Origin of the sequence: Dyella terrae (assembly GCF_022394535.1) — a bacterium.
Classification (GTDB): Bacteria; Pseudomonadota; Gammaproteobacteria; order Xanthomonadales; family Rhodanobacteraceae; genus Dyella.
Genome location: NZ_CP089414.1, coordinates 2,490,232 through 2,505,090 on the forward strand (window position 1 = coordinate 2,490,232; position 14,859 = coordinate 2,505,090).

Below are 14,859 nucleotides of genomic sequence, written 5' to 3' on the forward strand. Positions count from 1 at the left end.
GGACGGTTTCCATCGTCGTTCAGACTATGGACTCGGGCCTGAATATTGACCGGATAAACCTGAACGGTCACGCGGCAACCTGGGTTGGCGCCATGGCCTCCTCGATCAGACCCCAGCCAGCACCCGGCAAGTGCGCCCCCTCGCTCAGCCGGCGGCGGAAACCGCGGGCACCCGGCTCGCCCTGGTACAGGCCCAGCAGGTGCCGGCTGATGTGCTTGAGCGCAGCGCCACGGGCCAGTTCGGCCTCGATATAGGGTCGCATGTGCAGGAGCACGTCCTCTCGGGTCGGCATGGGTTCCCCATACAGCGCGGCCTCGACCTGAGCCAGGATGTAGGGGTCGTGGTAGGCCGCCCGGCCAAGCATCACCCCATCCACCTGTTCCAGATGGGCCTGCACCTGTTCCACCGTGGTGATGCCGCCGTTGATGACGATGACCAGCCCGGGGAATTCACGCTTGAGGCGATAGACCCGCTCGTAATCCAGCGGCGGGATCTCGCGGTTTTCCTTCGGGCTCAGGCCTTGCAGCCACGCCTTGCGGGCATGCACCACCAGTACCTCGACGCCCGCGGCAATCATCGTCTCCGTGAAGTGCTGCAGGTCCGCGTAGTCGTCCTGATCGTCCACGCCGATACGGCATTTGACCGTCACCGGCACGTCCACCGCGTCGCGCATGGCCTTGACGCAGTCACCCACCAGCGCGGGCTCACGCATCAGGCAGGCGCCGAAGCGGCCGGATTGCACGCGGTCCGAGGGGCAGCCCACGTTGAGGTTGATCTCGTCGTAGCCAGCCTCGGCGCCATAGCGCGCGGCGATGGCCAATTCCCCCGGCTCGCTGCCGCCTAGTTGCAACGCTACCGGGTGCTCCTGCTGGCTGTGTTCGAGCAAGCGCAGCTGCTTGCCACGTACCAGCGCGGCACTGGTCACCATCTCGGTGTACAGGCGGGCATGCGGGGATAGCAGACGGTGGAAGTACCGGCAGTGCCGGTCCGTCCAGTCCATCATGGGGGCCACACATACACGAAATGAGTTAGCATCTGGGGCTAACCCTTGCGTTTCCTTGCTTTCGTGACTGAGTGAAACCATCGCATTACTACTCGTTTTGTGTGTTTTCCGGCCATTTTTCGGCCACCGGTGTAACATTCAGTGCAACACAAGGAGAAATGTTGCACCGTGGGCACCATCCTGACTCGCCGTCGCAAGGACGGCCAATCGAGCTACACGGCGGTGATCCGCCTCAAGAAAGCGGGCAAGGTCATCCATAGCGAAACGGAGACCTTTGGCCGCAAGTCGCTGGCACTGGAGTGGATGCGCCGGCGTGAGGTGGAACTTGACCAGCATCGTGCCCGTGGAACACTCCACGGCGCCAAGACAACGCTGGCCAACCTTATCAAATGGTACCGCGAGACCGTTGGCCCCACAGCCAAGTGGGGGCGAACAAAGGCATTCGACCTGATCCGCCTCGAAGGGTGCGACATTGCGCGCCGGGTGGCCACCGAGCTGGCCACCGCCGACTACATCAGCCACGTGATGGCCCGGCGCAATGACGGCGCTGGCCCCGCCACCGTTGGAAACGACCTAGTCTGGATCGGCCAGGTGCTGCGCTCTGCCCGTGCCGAGTTCAATCTCCCGCTCCGCCTCGACCTGCTGGCCGATGCTCGCCACGAACTGCGACAACGCAAGGTGATCCGCAAGTCGCGCTGGCGAGATCGACGCGTGACGCCGGCAGAGGATGCCGCACTGCGCGACTATTTCGCCCGCCGGGATAGGCGTGCTGTGATTCCCATGTCAGATATCTACGCCTTCGCGGTGACCACGACACGCCGGCAAGAAGAAATAACCGAGATCCGGCGCTCGAACTTTGAGCGTCCATGCGCCTGGCTCGATGACGTAAAGCACCCAACCATGAAGGAAGGCAACCGGAAGAAGTTCCGCATGCTTCCAGAGGCCTGGGACATCATCGACAGGCAACCTGAGGTCGACGGCGAAGACCGTGTATTCCCGTACAACCCCAAGTCGATAGGCGAAGCATTTGCTCGAGCTTGCAAGGCACTCGGCATCGAGAAGCTGACCTTTCATGACCTCCGCCACGAAGCCACCTCTCGCCTGTTCGAGCGCGGCTACGCCATTCAAGAAGTAGCGCAGTTTTCGTTGCACGAGTCGTGGCAAACGCTCAAGCGATACACGCATCTGCGACCCGAGCAGCTGGTCGACCGCTGAGCCGCGCTGCAGCTGCCGGCGGCCACCACGCACCACGCGACACAGGCGGGCACAGTCGATGCATACCGCTGCGCCCCCACGCCGATATGGAAGCCGTGGGGGAATCGTCAGTGGCAAGGAGTACCACCATGAAAAACAGCAGCACCATCTTCACCACGCTTGATCGCGCGATCGAGCACGTGGATGCCATCGAGACGCTCGGCGCGAGCCTGGCAGCAGGCATGCACGCCGGCGTCGTGATCCCCGACCACGTGCAAACGCTCATGGCCATGATGGCCAAGCAGCTGCGCGAGCAACTGGCAGAGCTGGGCGAGATGCTGCAAGGGGCGAGCGAGTAAGAAACAAGTGGCTGCCCGTTAGGCATCCCTACTTATATAGCCCCAATGGGTGGCTTCGTCGGAAACGGGTAATTTTGGTAATCACACCATCGACCAACCATGATTTCCACGGAAAAACAGCGTGTTACGAGACTAGGGCAAAGGTAACCAAAAGGTAATTAATGAGTAATCTGATTACCTTTATAGACGGTAATTTTCCCCACACATCAAATCGTTTACTTTCAGGCACTTAAATTGAATGGGTAATTTTAATTACCCTCAAATTACCTTTCCGGGTGCCCCTGCTTCTCGTTACTTATCAATTCGTTAGGGCGGGCAAAGGTGCGGCGGTTACCTTCATCACCTTTTGCCGCGCCCAGCCCAACCGCGCTCAGATTGAGCGGCGCCCACCTGTTCCAACCGCTGAGATAGCGCCCGCGTATCGTCGCCCTGCACGGCATTCGCCAGGCAATGACCGCAGAGCAAAAAACGTGTCCATCTACTACGAGCGCCGGCTATGGGAGGACGCAGAGGCCTACCTGTTCTGCTCGACTTTCGATTACCGGCCCATCTGTGTCGTAGCCAAAATCGGCGACGGCTGGGAGCTTCGCTTCTTGCGCGGCAGCTCCAACCCCGGCCCCTTCCCCTACGCCTCGTTCGAGAAGGCCAAACGGCACGTGTTCCGCTACGTCGAACCGCGCGAGCGCCGGATAACGGGAGGCCCGCCGCGCCCAAATTCAAATGCCTCGACGCCACCCGCAAGCGAAGCACTGCTTACGCCACGCGAACCGCTCCACTCCATTCACCCGAGCCGACTGCCTCGGCGCAAGGGATGGTGGAAAGTAAAGTAGGGGTCTCGCCGCGTCTTCGCTCAATGCTTCCGAGTCAGTTTGCGGAGGTACGCCGGAATGATTGCAAAGGACCAATTGGTCCTCGGATTTTCGAACGTGGCAGTTGGCGCTTGTATGTCGTGCTTCTCTGCGGCGTACATAACATCCAGCGCTCCCGTACCGTGCGAGGCCAGGGCTTCCGACAGCTGTCCAAATGAAGCTTTCATCATTGTTTCCAACTTCTTGCGCTCGTCTACCTGAGCTTGAGTTGGCGCGGCCAACCCAAGTTCGGATCGCAAGCAGTCGAGCGTTCCACGCATCTGATCATTTAGAGGGGAAAGAACCGTCATCAGCAAAATTTGAAATTTGCCGACCTCCACAGCGTGCTCGTTGTGCATTGCGCTGCGCGCATCAACAAGGGCCGTGTGTCGTTCCAAGGCTCCCTTATTCATCATGGACAACATGCCCCAGTACTTAGGATCGTCGCGGCCAGACAAGTTGTACTGGCGCATCAATTCGACAATGTTTTTTTGTTCCAGCTGCACATCGCTTATTAGGCCCGTATGCGTCCTAGCTTTAGCCTCCAGCTTACGGGCTTTACTGGCCTCCACCGTGAGTCCTTGTAAGGCCATCGCGAACGTGGTCCCCAATGTCTGAGCACGAAGCGCGGTCATTGGCGTGCACACTAGTTGTACCTTGCCCACCGAAATCGCCACGCCATTGAGCTTCCTTTGTCGTTCCGCCTCATCGCCTTCGTGAACAAGCTGGGACAGTTCAGTGACAGCCGCCGTGCACAGTTGTACGGCCTCCAGATAAACCTCGCGCCTTAACATGGATAGACGGTCAAGCCCTTTCTGACCAGCGTCGTGCTGTCGCTGCCGCCATTGAATGAAAAGATTGAAACAATTAGTAATTAATGCACTCAACAACGCTGAGGCTGCGCCTACTATTGCTGCAAGCAGAGCAATGCCAGTGGACGACGTCCAGTTCATAGATCCGTTCCCCAGGTAACTCGTTCCAAAGCGTAGCGGAACCCGCACCGGCTGCATCAAATCTCATCATCGGCGATACCCCGCCCCACCCCAAAGGGCACGCTCCCAGGGGCTAGGTTCGAAGAACCCTGGCCTGTAGCACTCCGTGACGAATTTCACATCTTCCTCACGAGTCCGTGGGAGACCATCTAGGCTCAGGGAGACAAGGGGAAGGGATATGGACTTTGCGGCCAAGGTTTTCGTGGCCTCCATCGTTGCACTCGCGCTGTTTCAAGTGCCTCCAGTGATGGCTCAGACCCAACCGGCGAGCAACATCACCTACACGTACAACGCTAAAGGCGAGCGGATCAGTAAGAATGTAGATGGCGTTGTCACTCGATTTGTCTACGACGAACGAGGCCATCTCACCACTGAAATAAGTCCGACCAACACCCGTGATTACATCTATCTCGGCGACATGTTGGTTTCGACTGTTGATACGCCAAAATCCCCAAGCGCCTCGCCATCTACTGTAGCGTACGTCACTACCGACCATACCGGGAATCCGCGCGCTGCAAGCGATGCATCTGGCAATTTAATCTGGCAGAACCCATACAAGAGCAATGCATGGGGCGACCAACCAACGCTGTCCAACGGATACGCTCTCAACGTGCGCTCTGTGGGTTCATACTTCGACCCGGAAACTGGATTGGTTTACAACATAAATCGTTACTACGACCCGAATACAGGGCGCTTCATGGAGCCTGACCCGCTTGGTATGGCGGGAGGATTCAATCCTTATGCAGCGGTCAGCAACAATCCACTGAATCGAATCGATCCTGACGGCTTACGCGATATCTTCGTGGGCGGCGCGGCTGATGGCACATACCATATCGTTGAAAGCTACTACGACCGCTATCACTCGACGCATCCAGACTCAGCGTATTACTCCTGGGAAGATCTCGCCGCCATCATCGACGACATCAACAACACGACCAAGAACGCACCTGGCGATCCTATCAATCTCATTGGTCACAGTTACGGTGGCGATACAGCGGCAGCGGCAGCACTAAAAGCATGCGGAAAGGTCAATCTACTCATTACGATCGATCCCGTAAGCCGCTTTCACTTTCGCGACATGCAAGCCATCAAAAGCAGTGTCGGAACGTGGGTAGATGTGGATGCAGAGGGCGGAAGCCCTTTTCGGTTGGACAATTTCATTGCGGGCATGGGAGGTGCGTGGAATGGAGACCCGAATGGAATCGCAGACTCCTACATTCAAGATAATTCTTCCTCGCACGGAGATTTCAGGCACATGATGAATGCTGCAGGCCCGGGGATAAACAGCCCTGCACAAGTTCTTGGCGGCGCACCGCTGGTGAACCCACCATTTCTCCAATAGGTAGCAGTTTCGATGCTCACGCACCGCAAGCTTGTTGCAGTAGCAGCCATAATCTCAGGCGCCATGTCCTTGGCCGCGTGTACCCAGGGACCGAGGGACATTCGCGTTGTTTCCGTGACAGATGTGGACTTTAAGAACGAGTCGCAGCTTGAGTGGAATGACTACTTGAAGCCGCGCCCCTCCATCGCGATTTCGCGCATTGATTTCTCGACCAGCACCGACCTACTGGCTCTTGCCAGAAAACACGAATACAACATCGATTTCGTAGTTGGCCCGTGCAGTAAGGATGGGGTGAAAAAAAGTGTTGGGCCTTACGGTGGAGTCTATTGGGGCAAAGGGCAAATCTACTTCGGGACGAGAGATGCCGAGGTGCCTGGCTATGCAGAAGCTGTAGCCAAGGGACCAACCGTGACTTACCAGGTCTACGTGGAAAAGTTGCCATCACGGCCCCAAGAACCGCTCTGCTTCACTCTAGAAGGGGGCAACATGCTGGGCGGCAAACTGCGCTCCAATGTCGCGGTAATACCGAGCCACCCTTGAAGTCCTAGTGTCCGAGTGCGTCGTCACCAGGTCGGTGGCCACGTATCGATAATGCGATCCGATGCATCAATCCGCATCAAAATCGCGGGGCCATATACCCCGGACGGCGCCCATAGTGGCGCCATTTGCCGTTCTGCATCAGTTGCATCAAAAGAGAGGGGAGAAGCGCGCAGGCGAGGAGGGGGGACGACCGCGCGCGCTGGGTGCAGAGGGGCCTAACTGGTCACTTCTTGACCAGCCCCGAGGCCTCGCCAGCGGGGCGCCACAGAGCTCAGCCTGCGCCCCTGCCCGCGTCGCGCATACAGCGGGCGCGCCCTGCCAGCGCAACCTGAGCGCCTTGCGCGTTCGTATTGCATACATTGCACGGACAAGCTAACGTCGCGCCGTGGCCGCCAATTCGGCCACCGGGCTTGGACTCCCGCATACAAGGCGCGTAGCGCCCATCACCGATGCCGGCGCTTTTTTGTTGCCCTCGGTACGGCGCTAAGGGGGTAGCGAAACGCGACCCCCCCTTATCCAGTTTTATGGCGGGCGACGCGCGGGAGCCTTCGGGCTCGCCGGTTCCTTGTACCGGTAGTCCAACCGCGCGTCGTCCGTCACCCCGCTTGGACTCGGGGCGGCGGATTCCATGGATTGAATACAAGGAATCACGCACATGACTGCATCCGCTCGCGCTTTCGGAACTGATCCGCGCGCCCTCTCCCGTGCCGTCGAAGATCTCCGCGCCCCGTATCACGCCCTCCATATGGCCGCTGCCGGCATCGCGGCAGGGATGCACACGGGCACCGCCGACGAAAGTGGCGTCTACCATCTCCTGCAGGCAGTGGCCGGCCAACTCGACCAGGCCATCGCCCAGCTCGAATCCCTCACCGGAACCCGCCAATGACCATGGACGTCATCCCCTCTCACTTCGGCACCCGTGAGCGCATCACTCCGCATCGAGCGCAGACGCCACCATGCCGCCCAAGGCCGAGCCTGACGGGCGGTATCGGTGCATCAAAATGTGGCGGGGTAAGAGAGCATCGCAGGAGGGGGGACGACCGCGCGCGCCGGGGACAGGCGGCCCCCGAAGTGCTCAAACCCTGACCACCAGTCAGGTACGCGTACGACGCCACACGGCGTCCACTGATTTGGGATGCCCAGATCCTCGCTCGAGCTATCGGCGGCCGACAGCAGCTCAACGACGCCCCCCCCTAATGTCGCCACAAAAAGAAAGCCCCGCATTTGCGGGGCTTCATTCTTAGTTCGACAGTCATCAGGCCGGGTAGCTGGCGACAGGGTCAGGCGGCATCAACCGGAAGTCCGGGTGTCCCTCAGTACGCTCGCCACGCACTGCCACCCAGAAGAACTTCGCGTTGTGAGCGTGTCGACCAGCTTCGTCTTCAAGGAGATCAAACGCCGTGCCACTTACTAAGTGCAAGAGTTCAGACACTATAGTCAAAGTGTCTCGATACAGCTGAACTACCTCTTCATTGGTCGGGTCCACGAGCCCAGGAGGTAGCTCAAGATCATGATGTGCAAGTCGTTTATTGCGCACAGTCCGAACCCGCTCTAAGGACGCATGTTTTTCGCCTTCTATGAGGTAGCTCTCGATTGCCATCCTAATGTTCTTCCGTTTTGAACCGAGCGAGCTTCTCAGCATGTCCCACACTAATTCCGGCACGCTCGAGATCTTCTGCGCGCGATCCTTCAGGAGCTCTTCGTACTTCGAATCGTCAGTGAGCCACCGCCAAATGCTCTCCATATTCGGTGTGTCGTGGCGCGTATCCCATATCCTCATGAGCGCCAAGATTAGTTCCCGCCGAAGCGCCCAGGCCACTATATGAAACGAGTTCGTGGCAAATGAAGTGCCCATCCGGTCCAGAAGTTCTGCGTCATTCGCCGTGGGAGACCAGGTCTCGTGGAACATCGCAGCCATCGTCGCGTTTTCTTCGCAAATGCTGACCATCCCCTTGAAGTGCTCAACTTCATTGGCTATTGGCTTGTTCTTTCTAGGTGTATTCAAAGTGATCTCGTCCCTGATGAAAGTCCTGGCACATTTATGCAGCGTGACGAACACCAACCGGCTCGACGGACACGTTGACGCGATAGCCGAGGTGCGCCAGTGCACCCTCCACCTGCTCGAGCTTCGACTTGTGCGCCAGATCCAGCAGGCGATCCACCTGGGGAGCGTGCATGCCCAACATGCGGCCGAGATCCGCCTTGCGTACGCCCTTGGTCTGCATGGCCTGATAGAGACCCACCTTGGCGACATCGAGCGCCGGAAGCGCAACCCAGTGCTCGCCGCGCTTCTTGTCCGTAGCGGTCGGGATCGGTTCCCGTTCGTCCATATAGGACTGCAACACCAGCGCGATGGCATCCACCGACTCACGCAGGGCTTCCTCGACGGTGTCGCCGACACTGTTGAACGCCGGTAGGTCGCGGCACGTAGCCACGAACGCGCCGTCTGCTTCGGCTAGCTTGATCGCATATTGCATGTCATCACTCCATTGGATGCCCCGGCCCTTACAGGCCGAGGTCTTTGAGGATCTTCTTTCTCAGTGGCTCCGGTATTTCCTTGGATCCGTGATTCGGGACCACCGAGGTGTTGCCGTCGAACTTCACGAACTGGTGGCTTCCGCGCTGACGTTCAAATATCACTCCTTGCGCCCTAAGCCACCTGATGAACTCGCTGTACTTCATCGCCTCCCTGCCTGTCCATTTCCCTTGCATCCATTGTACTAACATTTATGTTGCATGCAACACTTTTGTTAGTAACTGCGCAAGAAGAAGCCACGTGAAGGCATGGCGCGGACAGTACCGGAAGTGACCCTTGGCAGAAGGCATCATCCACTTGCCCCAAGGTCATATGCATCCTGCCCGCCGTCGTTGGGTCCGCTTTCGATGCCGATTCCCGCCGGGTTCGCGCTGAGGATTTGGATCGCAGTGCCGCTCTGAGCTTATGGCACATGATCCACTGCAGCGATGAGATCGAACGTCTCAAGGCCGTAGTCCCGCTCCCATTTCGGATTCAGTTGCCATAGCCCTTCTTTGACGGAAGGATTGATGGCGCTAAGGCTGCGCGCATAGCTGGCGTGATAGTGCTTATGCCATCGATAGATGTAGTAGACGCGATCGACCGGGAGAAGAGTGGTTTCCCAGCATTCACCTGCGGTCTCATGCGCAATTATTCTTTGCTCGAAGTCGAAATCCTCACCCGCATTCATGCACTTGTAGCCACCGACGGCCTCGAAGACGGATCGATGGAATGCCGCGGCACAGTGAAAACCGTAGTCGCTTCGACTCAAGGTTTTTTCAACCCCCGCATCTCTCTCATGCCATAGCCATACCGTTGGGCATTTGTAGAAACCCCTGCCCGGAAGCCCTTTCATGGTCTCGGCAATTCGCCACGGAAGATGAATGTCGTCGTCATCCCAGATCAAAAGATTGTCGTATTTGGCGAGGGCGACGGACAGATTTCGCTTCTCGCCAAGGGTTCGAAGTCGCCTGTTCAGATTGACGATCAAAACCTCGTCGTGCTCATAACGAAGCTCCTGCGACGGGTGATCGTTGACGACGATCAGTTCCTTTGGTCCGCTCCACTCCTGCCGCAGGAAACTCTCAATGGCCTCCTCCAGGAAAAAGGGCCGGCCGTAAGTAAGGCATAGGCAAGATACGCCCTCATCCATGTTTCATCAGCCTCCATCGGTAATGGACATCGACGTCAAGCCTGCAAGACGAACTTCTCGAACAATTCGTCATTGATTGACCGGATCTTGCAACTCAAGCGTGCGCCGGATGCGCTTTGGTGGGCCACTTCATATCGCACTGGCTTCTCCTTGGGGGACGCCGCGAAATTGATCCGATAGCTCACGGGCTTATCGTCACGCAGTGCCATCATCTCTTCGGACGAGAGCTTAAAGCGGTATACCTCTGTACCATCGCGGGAAAACACGCCTACCGTCACCCGGTCTCCTGTAGACACCGCCTGCTCCATATCGTCCGGCGCGATGCGAATATGAGCGTCGACACAGCAAATCAGTTCGTTCAGCCAGTTCTCGCCCGACGAAGGCGTTTGCAACAGCTCCGGCTCCGCGCCGTCCATCGTAGCCTGCGTCACCCCTTCAAATCGGAAGCTCAAGCCGGCATATCGCTCGTAGTCCTCGATCGTCCGCACGCTGCCCAGGCCGAACCTTCCGAAAGACTCGTACTCAGTGCCAGACGCTTCCATGCGCAAAAGCTCGCGGCTCCGCAAATAGGATGAAACAGCGCGCTCCTTGGCTGTCTTGTCTACCGCACCGATCGACTTCCGCTGTGAGGTGTGATCGTCCCAGACCTTCGCCTCCCCGACCCGACGGTATTGGTGCCACAGGATCGGCCGATGGGGGTGAAACAGGTCGTACCCGTGCGTATAGGCTCGAACAGCCAGGGTGATCTCCTCGCTGGCAAAGAAATGATCGCCATCGTTCGGTACGTCAAAGACAAAACTGCCATCGGCGAACACAAAGCCACCGCTCAGGAATCGAGCCCGCATCGGGGCCTGCCGCTGCTTCCAATCGGCCATCGGCGACGACTTGAAGTGAACAATACCCGGCGGACTGAAGCGATCAAAGTTCATTTGAATCGCATCCATCTGCCGTGACTCAGGATCCCTGTCAGGATCAAACGCCGGCGGATAGCCGGTCAGCAGTGGCTTGCTGCTCACGCACCGAAGCTCGTTAATCATACCGATCAGCGCCGCATCCCACCCTGTCGTGAACCTGTGATGGGAATCGATCTGCAGCGAGAAGTTCTCGCTCTCGCTATACCGTTGAATCTTGTGACGAGCCCATCCGCAGCCGCGGCTCTTGAGATAGTCGACGTCGATCAACCTGACTCGACACCCTTCGATCCACAGGCCATGGATGCGATCCACATCGTCATGCGACTCTCCAGCGTAGGAAAAACCCGCTGATTCGAAATCGCCAATGCTCTCGTCGGCGGCATGCTGCCAGCACACGACGATGTTCAGTTTCCCAGGCGATTCCGCCGCGCGAATTAAGTCCACCAACGTGGGGATAAGTTGCGTGTCCCGATAGCTGGGTATCTGCACAAAGATCGAACCATCTTCTCGCACGAGCACGCCTCCTAGAACTCGCGTTCGCTCTCGATTTGCCAATCAAACGTTGGCATCGGGTGTACTTCTATCGTGAAACTGAAGGAAGATCGATGCGGACGACGCGATCGGCCATCCGTATGGTTTCCGGTCGGTGCGCTATCACAATCTTCGTCATGCGGAGATCCTTCACCATGGCATTGACCATGGTTTCCTTCTCGACATCTAGGTGACTGGTCGCTTCATCCAAGAGAAGGATCCGCGGCCGACGATAAATGGCACGAGCAAGGATGAGCCGCTGCTTCTGCCCGCCCGACAGGCTCGATCCCATGTCGCCCACCAGCGACTCGTAGCGCATGGGCATGGCCTCGATATCAGCGTGGATTGCGGCGGATTTGGCCGCGCTGATGATGTCCTGAAGATCAGCGTGCGTGTCGAAGAACGATATGTTGTCCGCGACCGAGCCGGCGAACAGGTTGTCATCCTGCATGACCGCGCTGACCATGTTCCGATAGTTCTCGAGCCCCAGGTTACGTATATCCAGCCCACCCACCCTGATTACTCCCTCGGAAGGCTCCAGCAAGCCGAGAATCAGTTTGGCTAGCGTGGACTTACCGCACCCACTGGGGCCGACAATGGCGACAGTCTCGCCCGCCCCGATCGTCAGATTGAAATCCTTGAGCACCCATGGCTCGCCATCGGCATAGCGAAAGCCCAGTCCGCTGACTTCGATACTTGGCTCGGGTTCCGCTCCGATGTTCGAGCCAGCGACATTTGCTTCCGGCGCATGCAGTGCCATGTCCGCGATGCGCTCCGCGTGGAGCCGAAGCATGCGCAGATCCACTATCTTGTCTATCAACCCGCCAACCTTGGTGGCGAACTGGTCGGCATAGGCCACGAACGCGATCAACATGCCGGCGGAGAACCGGTTCTTCATCACCAGATAGGCACCAAGGGATATCAGCAGTATCCGCTGAATACCGAACAGGCTCTGGTTCAGCGCACCAAAGGTCAACGTGATCCGCTGGCTGTACATGCCGCGCTTCGCAGCCTCGACCGTGGCGTTGGAAAGGCGGGCCTTTCGCTCGTTCTGTTTGTTCGCCAGCTTGATGGAGCGCACCCCGCGCACCGATTCCATCAACTCCGATTGTTGCTTGGCGGTGTAGACCAATTGTTCCTCGTTGATGCGCCACAATGTCCGATACAGCAGCCATCGCAATGCAGAATAGGCCAACGACGCAACGAGCACGCAGGCGGTCAACGGCATGCTGTACTGGCACAGGATGACCAATGCCAGAAACCCCATGACGCCATCCAGCACCGCCTCGACAAAGCCGCCGGTAAGCGTGTTCTGTATTGCCTGAAGCGATGAAAATCGCGAGACGATGTCACCCATGTGGCGCTTCTCAAAGTAGTCCATCGGAAGCTTGAGAAGGTGACTGAACAGGTTGGTGGTCCATTGCGCGTTCAAGCTGGCACCCAGCCAACTGAGAATCCATCCCCGTGCAACGACCAGTGCCGCCTGAAAGGTCATCACGATCAGGAAGCCGACCGTCAGCACAAACAGAAGGCTAGTGTCGGACGACAGAAGCACCTGATCAACCACCCATTGCATCTGGAAGGGAAAGACCAGGGACATGGCCTCGATGGCGAGCGCGAGACCAACCACCTGGATAACGGCTCGACGCAAGCCGACGATCTTCCCCGTCAACATGCGAAGGGAGACGCGCTCGCGCTCCTTCATGGGCTTGAAGTTCGCACCCGGTATCAGTTCAAGCACGATTCCGGTGAAGTGCTTGCTCACCTCAGCCAGTGGGATCCAATAGCGACCGCGAGCCGGGTCGTAGATTTCCGCGCCGCGACGGGAGATGCGATGCAACACCACGAAATGCGCCATGTCCCAATGCAGGATGCAGGGAAACTGAGCCTCGGGCAGATAGTTCAGTTCGGCTCGGAGCGGGCGCGCTTCGAATCCCAGCGCATTGGCTATCCCCATCAATCGTGTGACATCCGTTCCCTTGAGCGACGTATGGAAGCGACGTCGCAAGGCGGCCAGGTCGGTGTCGTGCCCGTGATAGGACGCGATCATCGCGATGCAGGCCAGGCCGCACTCGGCCGCCTCGGCCTGCATCACAAGAGGCAGCTCGCGGCCACGCCCCCAAACAGGTAGATCGCTACCGTCCGCCATTAGAGCGCTCCCTGCGTTGTCACCACGGAATCGTGCCCGCCCCGCAGGGGTTCGGTGATCCACTCTATCAGCCGTCGACGGTCGACCTGCACGTCTGCATCCAGGGTCATCCCGGGCTTGAGTATCTCTGCGTGCCCATACGCCATGACGGCCTGGCTGTCCAAGGCCACAAGCACGCGATAGCGCGATTCCTTGACCTCTCGCCCCAGCAGTCTTGTCGCCTCGGTTGCCGACAAAGCGCTACGGGATACCCCCGTGATGTGGCCGGCGTATTGACCGAACTTCTGATAGGGATAGGCCTGATAGCGAATCACGACGCGACCGCCCTCACGAACAAAGCCGATGGCCCTGGTCGGGACCCACAGTTCGGCGAGAAGCTTCGAATTGGCCGGCAGCACTATCATCAGAGACTGCTGCGCCGCCACTGCCTGCCCCGGGTGGACAATGACATTAGCGACCGTGCCGCTAAACGGTGCGCGCAGAACCAACGCGCGCTGCACTTCGTTCTGTGAGGCTAGCTGGGCCACGTCCGCGAGTTGGCGCGCAATGTCATTGGCCTTGCCGGACATGGCGGCCGGCAATTGTTCGAGCTGCCCCCGCAGTTGCTGGTCCTGCTGCTTGAGCTGAAAGATCTTCTCCGTCAGTTGCTTCAGTGCCACCTGGTTCTGCAGCGCGACGTCTTTCTGCTGAAGCACCTGCCACTTGCTGACCACTCCCGAGCCCTCTGCCTTGGACCACTGCTCGTACAGCGAAGAAGCACTATCCGCCCGCTGACTTTGCAGAGCGATCTGCTGATCAATCTGCGTAATCTGATCACGCAGGAGCGCCTGGCGCTCGCGCAGGTCCTTTGCCTGCAACTCAGCCAGATTCTTTTGCTCGCGCAAGTCAGCCGACAGGCGTTCGCGCTTGATGTCGAGATCCGCCGTGATCGCTGCATGCGTATCCCCCAGTGACGCGCTCACCTGCTCACCAGATATCTCCAACAGGGGCTGCCCAGCGGAAACGGCATCGCCCTCGCGCACCAGTACGCGTGTCACGATGCCTGGCGCCGTGGGCGCTAGGGTGAGCAATCCTTCCGCAGGGACAAGAGAGCCTTCGACCTGTTGATGTCGAGTGTAATGGGCTTCGGTCATGATGATCAGGATCATCAGAACCGTCAGCATCCCCAAGGCAAGGAAAAACCATCCAAGTCGTGGCGGCTGGATGCGTACGGAGCCAAGCCAGCCATGCTGCCGAGCTGCCATAACCTCTTTTCTAAACAGGCTTTCGGACATATCGATCCATAGGTATTTTCATCGCCGCAGCAAACACTGAACCCA

Annotated in this window: 15 protein-coding genes; 6 read left to right on the forward strand and 9 right to left on the reverse strand. The window is 58.4% G+C overall.

Features of this window, described 5'->3' with window-relative positions:
- Nucleotides 1-67 precede the first annotated feature (67 nt).
- Nucleotides 68-1,084, reverse strand: coding sequence for a tRNA dihydrouridine(20/20a) synthase DusA (gene dusA, locus DYST_RS10725; RefSeq protein ID WP_239951791.1), 1,017 nt, complete (start codon nt 1,082-1,084; stop codon nt 68-70).
- Between the two features lie 141 nt (nt 1,085-1,225).
- On the opposite strand from dusA, the gene DYST_RS10730 reads away from it, so the two are divergent.
- The 3 genes from DYST_RS10730 (at nt 1,226) to DYST_RS10740 (ending at nt 3,386) form a co-directional block, all read left to right on the forward strand.
- Complete coding sequence (locus tag DYST_RS10730; RefSeq protein WP_239951792.1) at nt 1,226-2,218, forward strand: site-specific integrase; 993 nt, start codon at nt 1,226-1,228, stop codon at nt 2,216-2,218.
- Nucleotides 2,219-2,346: 128 nt separating this feature from the next.
- Nucleotides 2,347-2,556 carry a hypothetical protein gene (locus DYST_RS10735; protein ID WP_239951793.1) on the forward strand — a complete coding sequence of 70 codons (210 nt, stop codon included), beginning with the start codon at nt 2,347-2,349 and terminating at the stop codon, nt 2,554-2,556.
- Nucleotides 2,557-3,026: 470 nt separating this feature from the next.
- On the forward strand, nt 3,027-3,386 hold the full coding sequence (locus tag DYST_RS10740) for a hypothetical protein (protein ID WP_239951794.1): 360 nt from the start codon (nt 3,027-3,029) through the stop codon (nt 3,384-3,386).
- A gap of 20 nt (nt 3,387-3,406) precedes the next feature.
- On the opposite strand, the gene DYST_RS10745 is transcribed toward DYST_RS10740, so the two are convergent.
- Entirely contained in the window at nt 3,407-4,357 is a 951-nt protein-coding gene (locus DYST_RS10745; protein ID WP_239951796.1) for a hypothetical protein, read from the reverse strand.
- A 217-nt stretch (nt 4,358-4,574) separates the two neighbouring features.
- Between DYST_RS10745 and DYST_RS10750 the strand changes: the two genes are divergently transcribed.
- From DYST_RS10750 to DYST_RS10760, 3 genes are all read left to right on the forward strand, one after another.
- A complete protein-coding gene (locus DYST_RS10750; protein WP_239951797.1) occupies nt 4,575-5,738 on the forward strand; it encodes an RHS repeat-associated core domain-containing protein in 1,164 nt (387 codons plus the stop codon).
- A 12-nt stretch (nt 5,739-5,750) separates the two neighbouring features.
- Complete coding sequence (locus tag DYST_RS10755) at nt 5,751-6,278, forward strand: hypothetical protein (RefSeq protein WP_239951798.1); 528 nt, start codon at nt 5,751-5,753, stop codon at nt 6,276-6,278.
- 655 nt (nt 6,279-6,933) lie between these two features.
- Nucleotides 6,934-7,164 carry a hypothetical protein gene (locus DYST_RS10760; protein ID WP_239951799.1) on the forward strand — a complete coding sequence of 77 codons (231 nt, stop codon included), beginning with the start codon at nt 6,934-6,936 and terminating at the stop codon, nt 7,162-7,164.
- Nucleotides 7,165-7,533: 369 nt separating this feature from the next.
- Here DYST_RS10760 and DYST_RS10765 read toward each other — a convergent pair whose 3' ends face one another.
- The 7 genes from DYST_RS10765 to DYST_RS10795 all read right to left on the reverse strand — a co-directional run bounded on the left by DYST_RS10765 (nt 7,534) and on the right by DYST_RS10795 (nt 14,814).
- Nucleotides 7,534-8,337 carry a hypothetical protein gene (locus DYST_RS10765; protein ID WP_239951800.1) on the reverse strand — a complete coding sequence of 268 codons (804 nt, stop codon included), beginning with the start codon at nt 8,335-8,337 and terminating at the stop codon, nt 7,534-7,536.
- Complete coding sequence (locus DYST_RS10770; RefSeq protein ID WP_239951801.1) at nt 8,318-8,755, reverse strand: type II toxin-antitoxin system HicB family antitoxin; 438 nt, start codon at nt 8,753-8,755, stop codon at nt 8,318-8,320. The genes DYST_RS10765 and DYST_RS10770 overlap by 20 nt, the downstream gene beginning before the upstream one ends.
- Nucleotides 8,756-8,783: 28 nt before the next feature.
- Nucleotides 8,784-9,005 carry a type II toxin-antitoxin system HicA family toxin gene (locus DYST_RS10775; protein ID WP_343214869.1) on the reverse strand — a complete coding sequence of 74 codons (222 nt, stop codon included), beginning with the start codon at nt 9,003-9,005 and terminating at the stop codon, nt 8,784-8,786.
- 212 nt (nt 9,006-9,217) lie between these two features.
- The gene (locus tag DYST_RS10780; protein WP_239951803.1) at nt 9,218-9,946 is read right to left on the reverse strand and encodes a glycosyltransferase; all 729 of its coding nucleotides are present in this window, start codon (nt 9,944-9,946) and stop codon (nt 9,218-9,220) included.
- A 35-nt stretch (nt 9,947-9,981) separates the two neighbouring features.
- On the reverse strand, nt 9,982-11,373 hold the full coding sequence (locus DYST_RS10785) for a UDP-N-acetylglucosamine-transferase (protein ID WP_239951804.1): 1,392 nt from the start codon (nt 11,371-11,373) through the stop codon (nt 9,982-9,984).
- 67 nt (nt 11,374-11,440) lie between these two features.
- Nucleotides 11,441-13,540: a peptidase domain-containing ABC transporter gene (locus DYST_RS10790; RefSeq protein ID WP_239951806.1), complete on the reverse strand. Its 2,100-nt coding sequence runs from the start codon at nt 13,538-13,540 to the stop codon at nt 11,441-11,443.
- Nucleotides 13,540-14,814, reverse strand: coding sequence for an HlyD family secretion protein (locus tag DYST_RS10795; protein ID WP_239951808.1), 1,275 nt, complete (start codon nt 14,812-14,814; stop codon nt 13,540-13,542). Before DYST_RS10795 ends, DYST_RS10790 begins: the two co-directional genes overlap by 1 nt.
- Nucleotides 14,815-14,859: the final 45 nt, after the last annotated feature.

What these genes read in the sequence shown, in the direction of transcription:
- DYST_RS10790 (WP_239951806.1), bottom strand. Translation starts at nt 13,540, where the DNA reads ATGGCGGACGGTAGCGATCTACCTGTTTGGGGGCGTGGCCGCGAGCTG.
- DYST_RS10750 (WP_239951797.1), top strand. Translation starts at nt 4,575, where the DNA reads ATGGACTTTGCGGCCAAGGTTTTCGTGGCCTCCATCGTTGCACTCGCG.
- DYST_RS10760 (WP_239951799.1), top strand. Translation starts at nt 6,934, where the DNA reads ATGACTGCATCCGCTCGCGCTTTCGGAACTGATCCGCGCGCCCTCTCC.
- DYST_RS10795 (WP_239951808.1), bottom strand. Translation starts at nt 14,814, where the DNA reads ATGTCCGAAAGCCTGTTTAGAAAAGAGGTTATGGCAGCTCGGCAGCAT.
- DYST_RS10755 (WP_239951798.1), top strand. Translation starts at nt 5,751, where the DNA reads ATGCTCACGCACCGCAAGCTTGTTGCAGTAGCAGCCATAATCTCAGGC.
- DYST_RS10775 (WP_343214869.1), bottom strand. Translation starts at nt 9,005, where the DNA reads ATGTTAGTACAATGGATGCAAGGGAAATGGACAGGCAGGGAGGCGATG.
- DYST_RS10780 (WP_239951803.1), bottom strand. Translation starts at nt 9,946, where the DNA reads ATGGATGAGGGCGTATCTTGCCTATGCCTTACTTACGGCCGGCCCTTT.
- DYST_RS10770 (WP_239951801.1), bottom strand. Translation starts at nt 8,755, where the DNA reads ATGCAATATGCGATCAAGCTAGCCGAAGCAGACGGCGCGTTCGTGGCT.
- DYST_RS10745 (WP_239951796.1), bottom strand. Translation starts at nt 4,357, where the DNA reads ATGAACTGGACGTCGTCCACTGGCATTGCTCTGCTTGCAGCAATAGTA.
- DYST_RS10735 (WP_239951793.1), top strand. Translation starts at nt 2,347, where the DNA reads ATGAAAAACAGCAGCACCATCTTCACCACGCTTGATCGCGCGATCGAG.
- dusA (WP_239951791.1), bottom strand. Translation starts at nt 1,084, where the DNA reads ATGGTTTCACTCAGTCACGAAAGCAAGGAAACGCAAGGGTTAGCCCCA.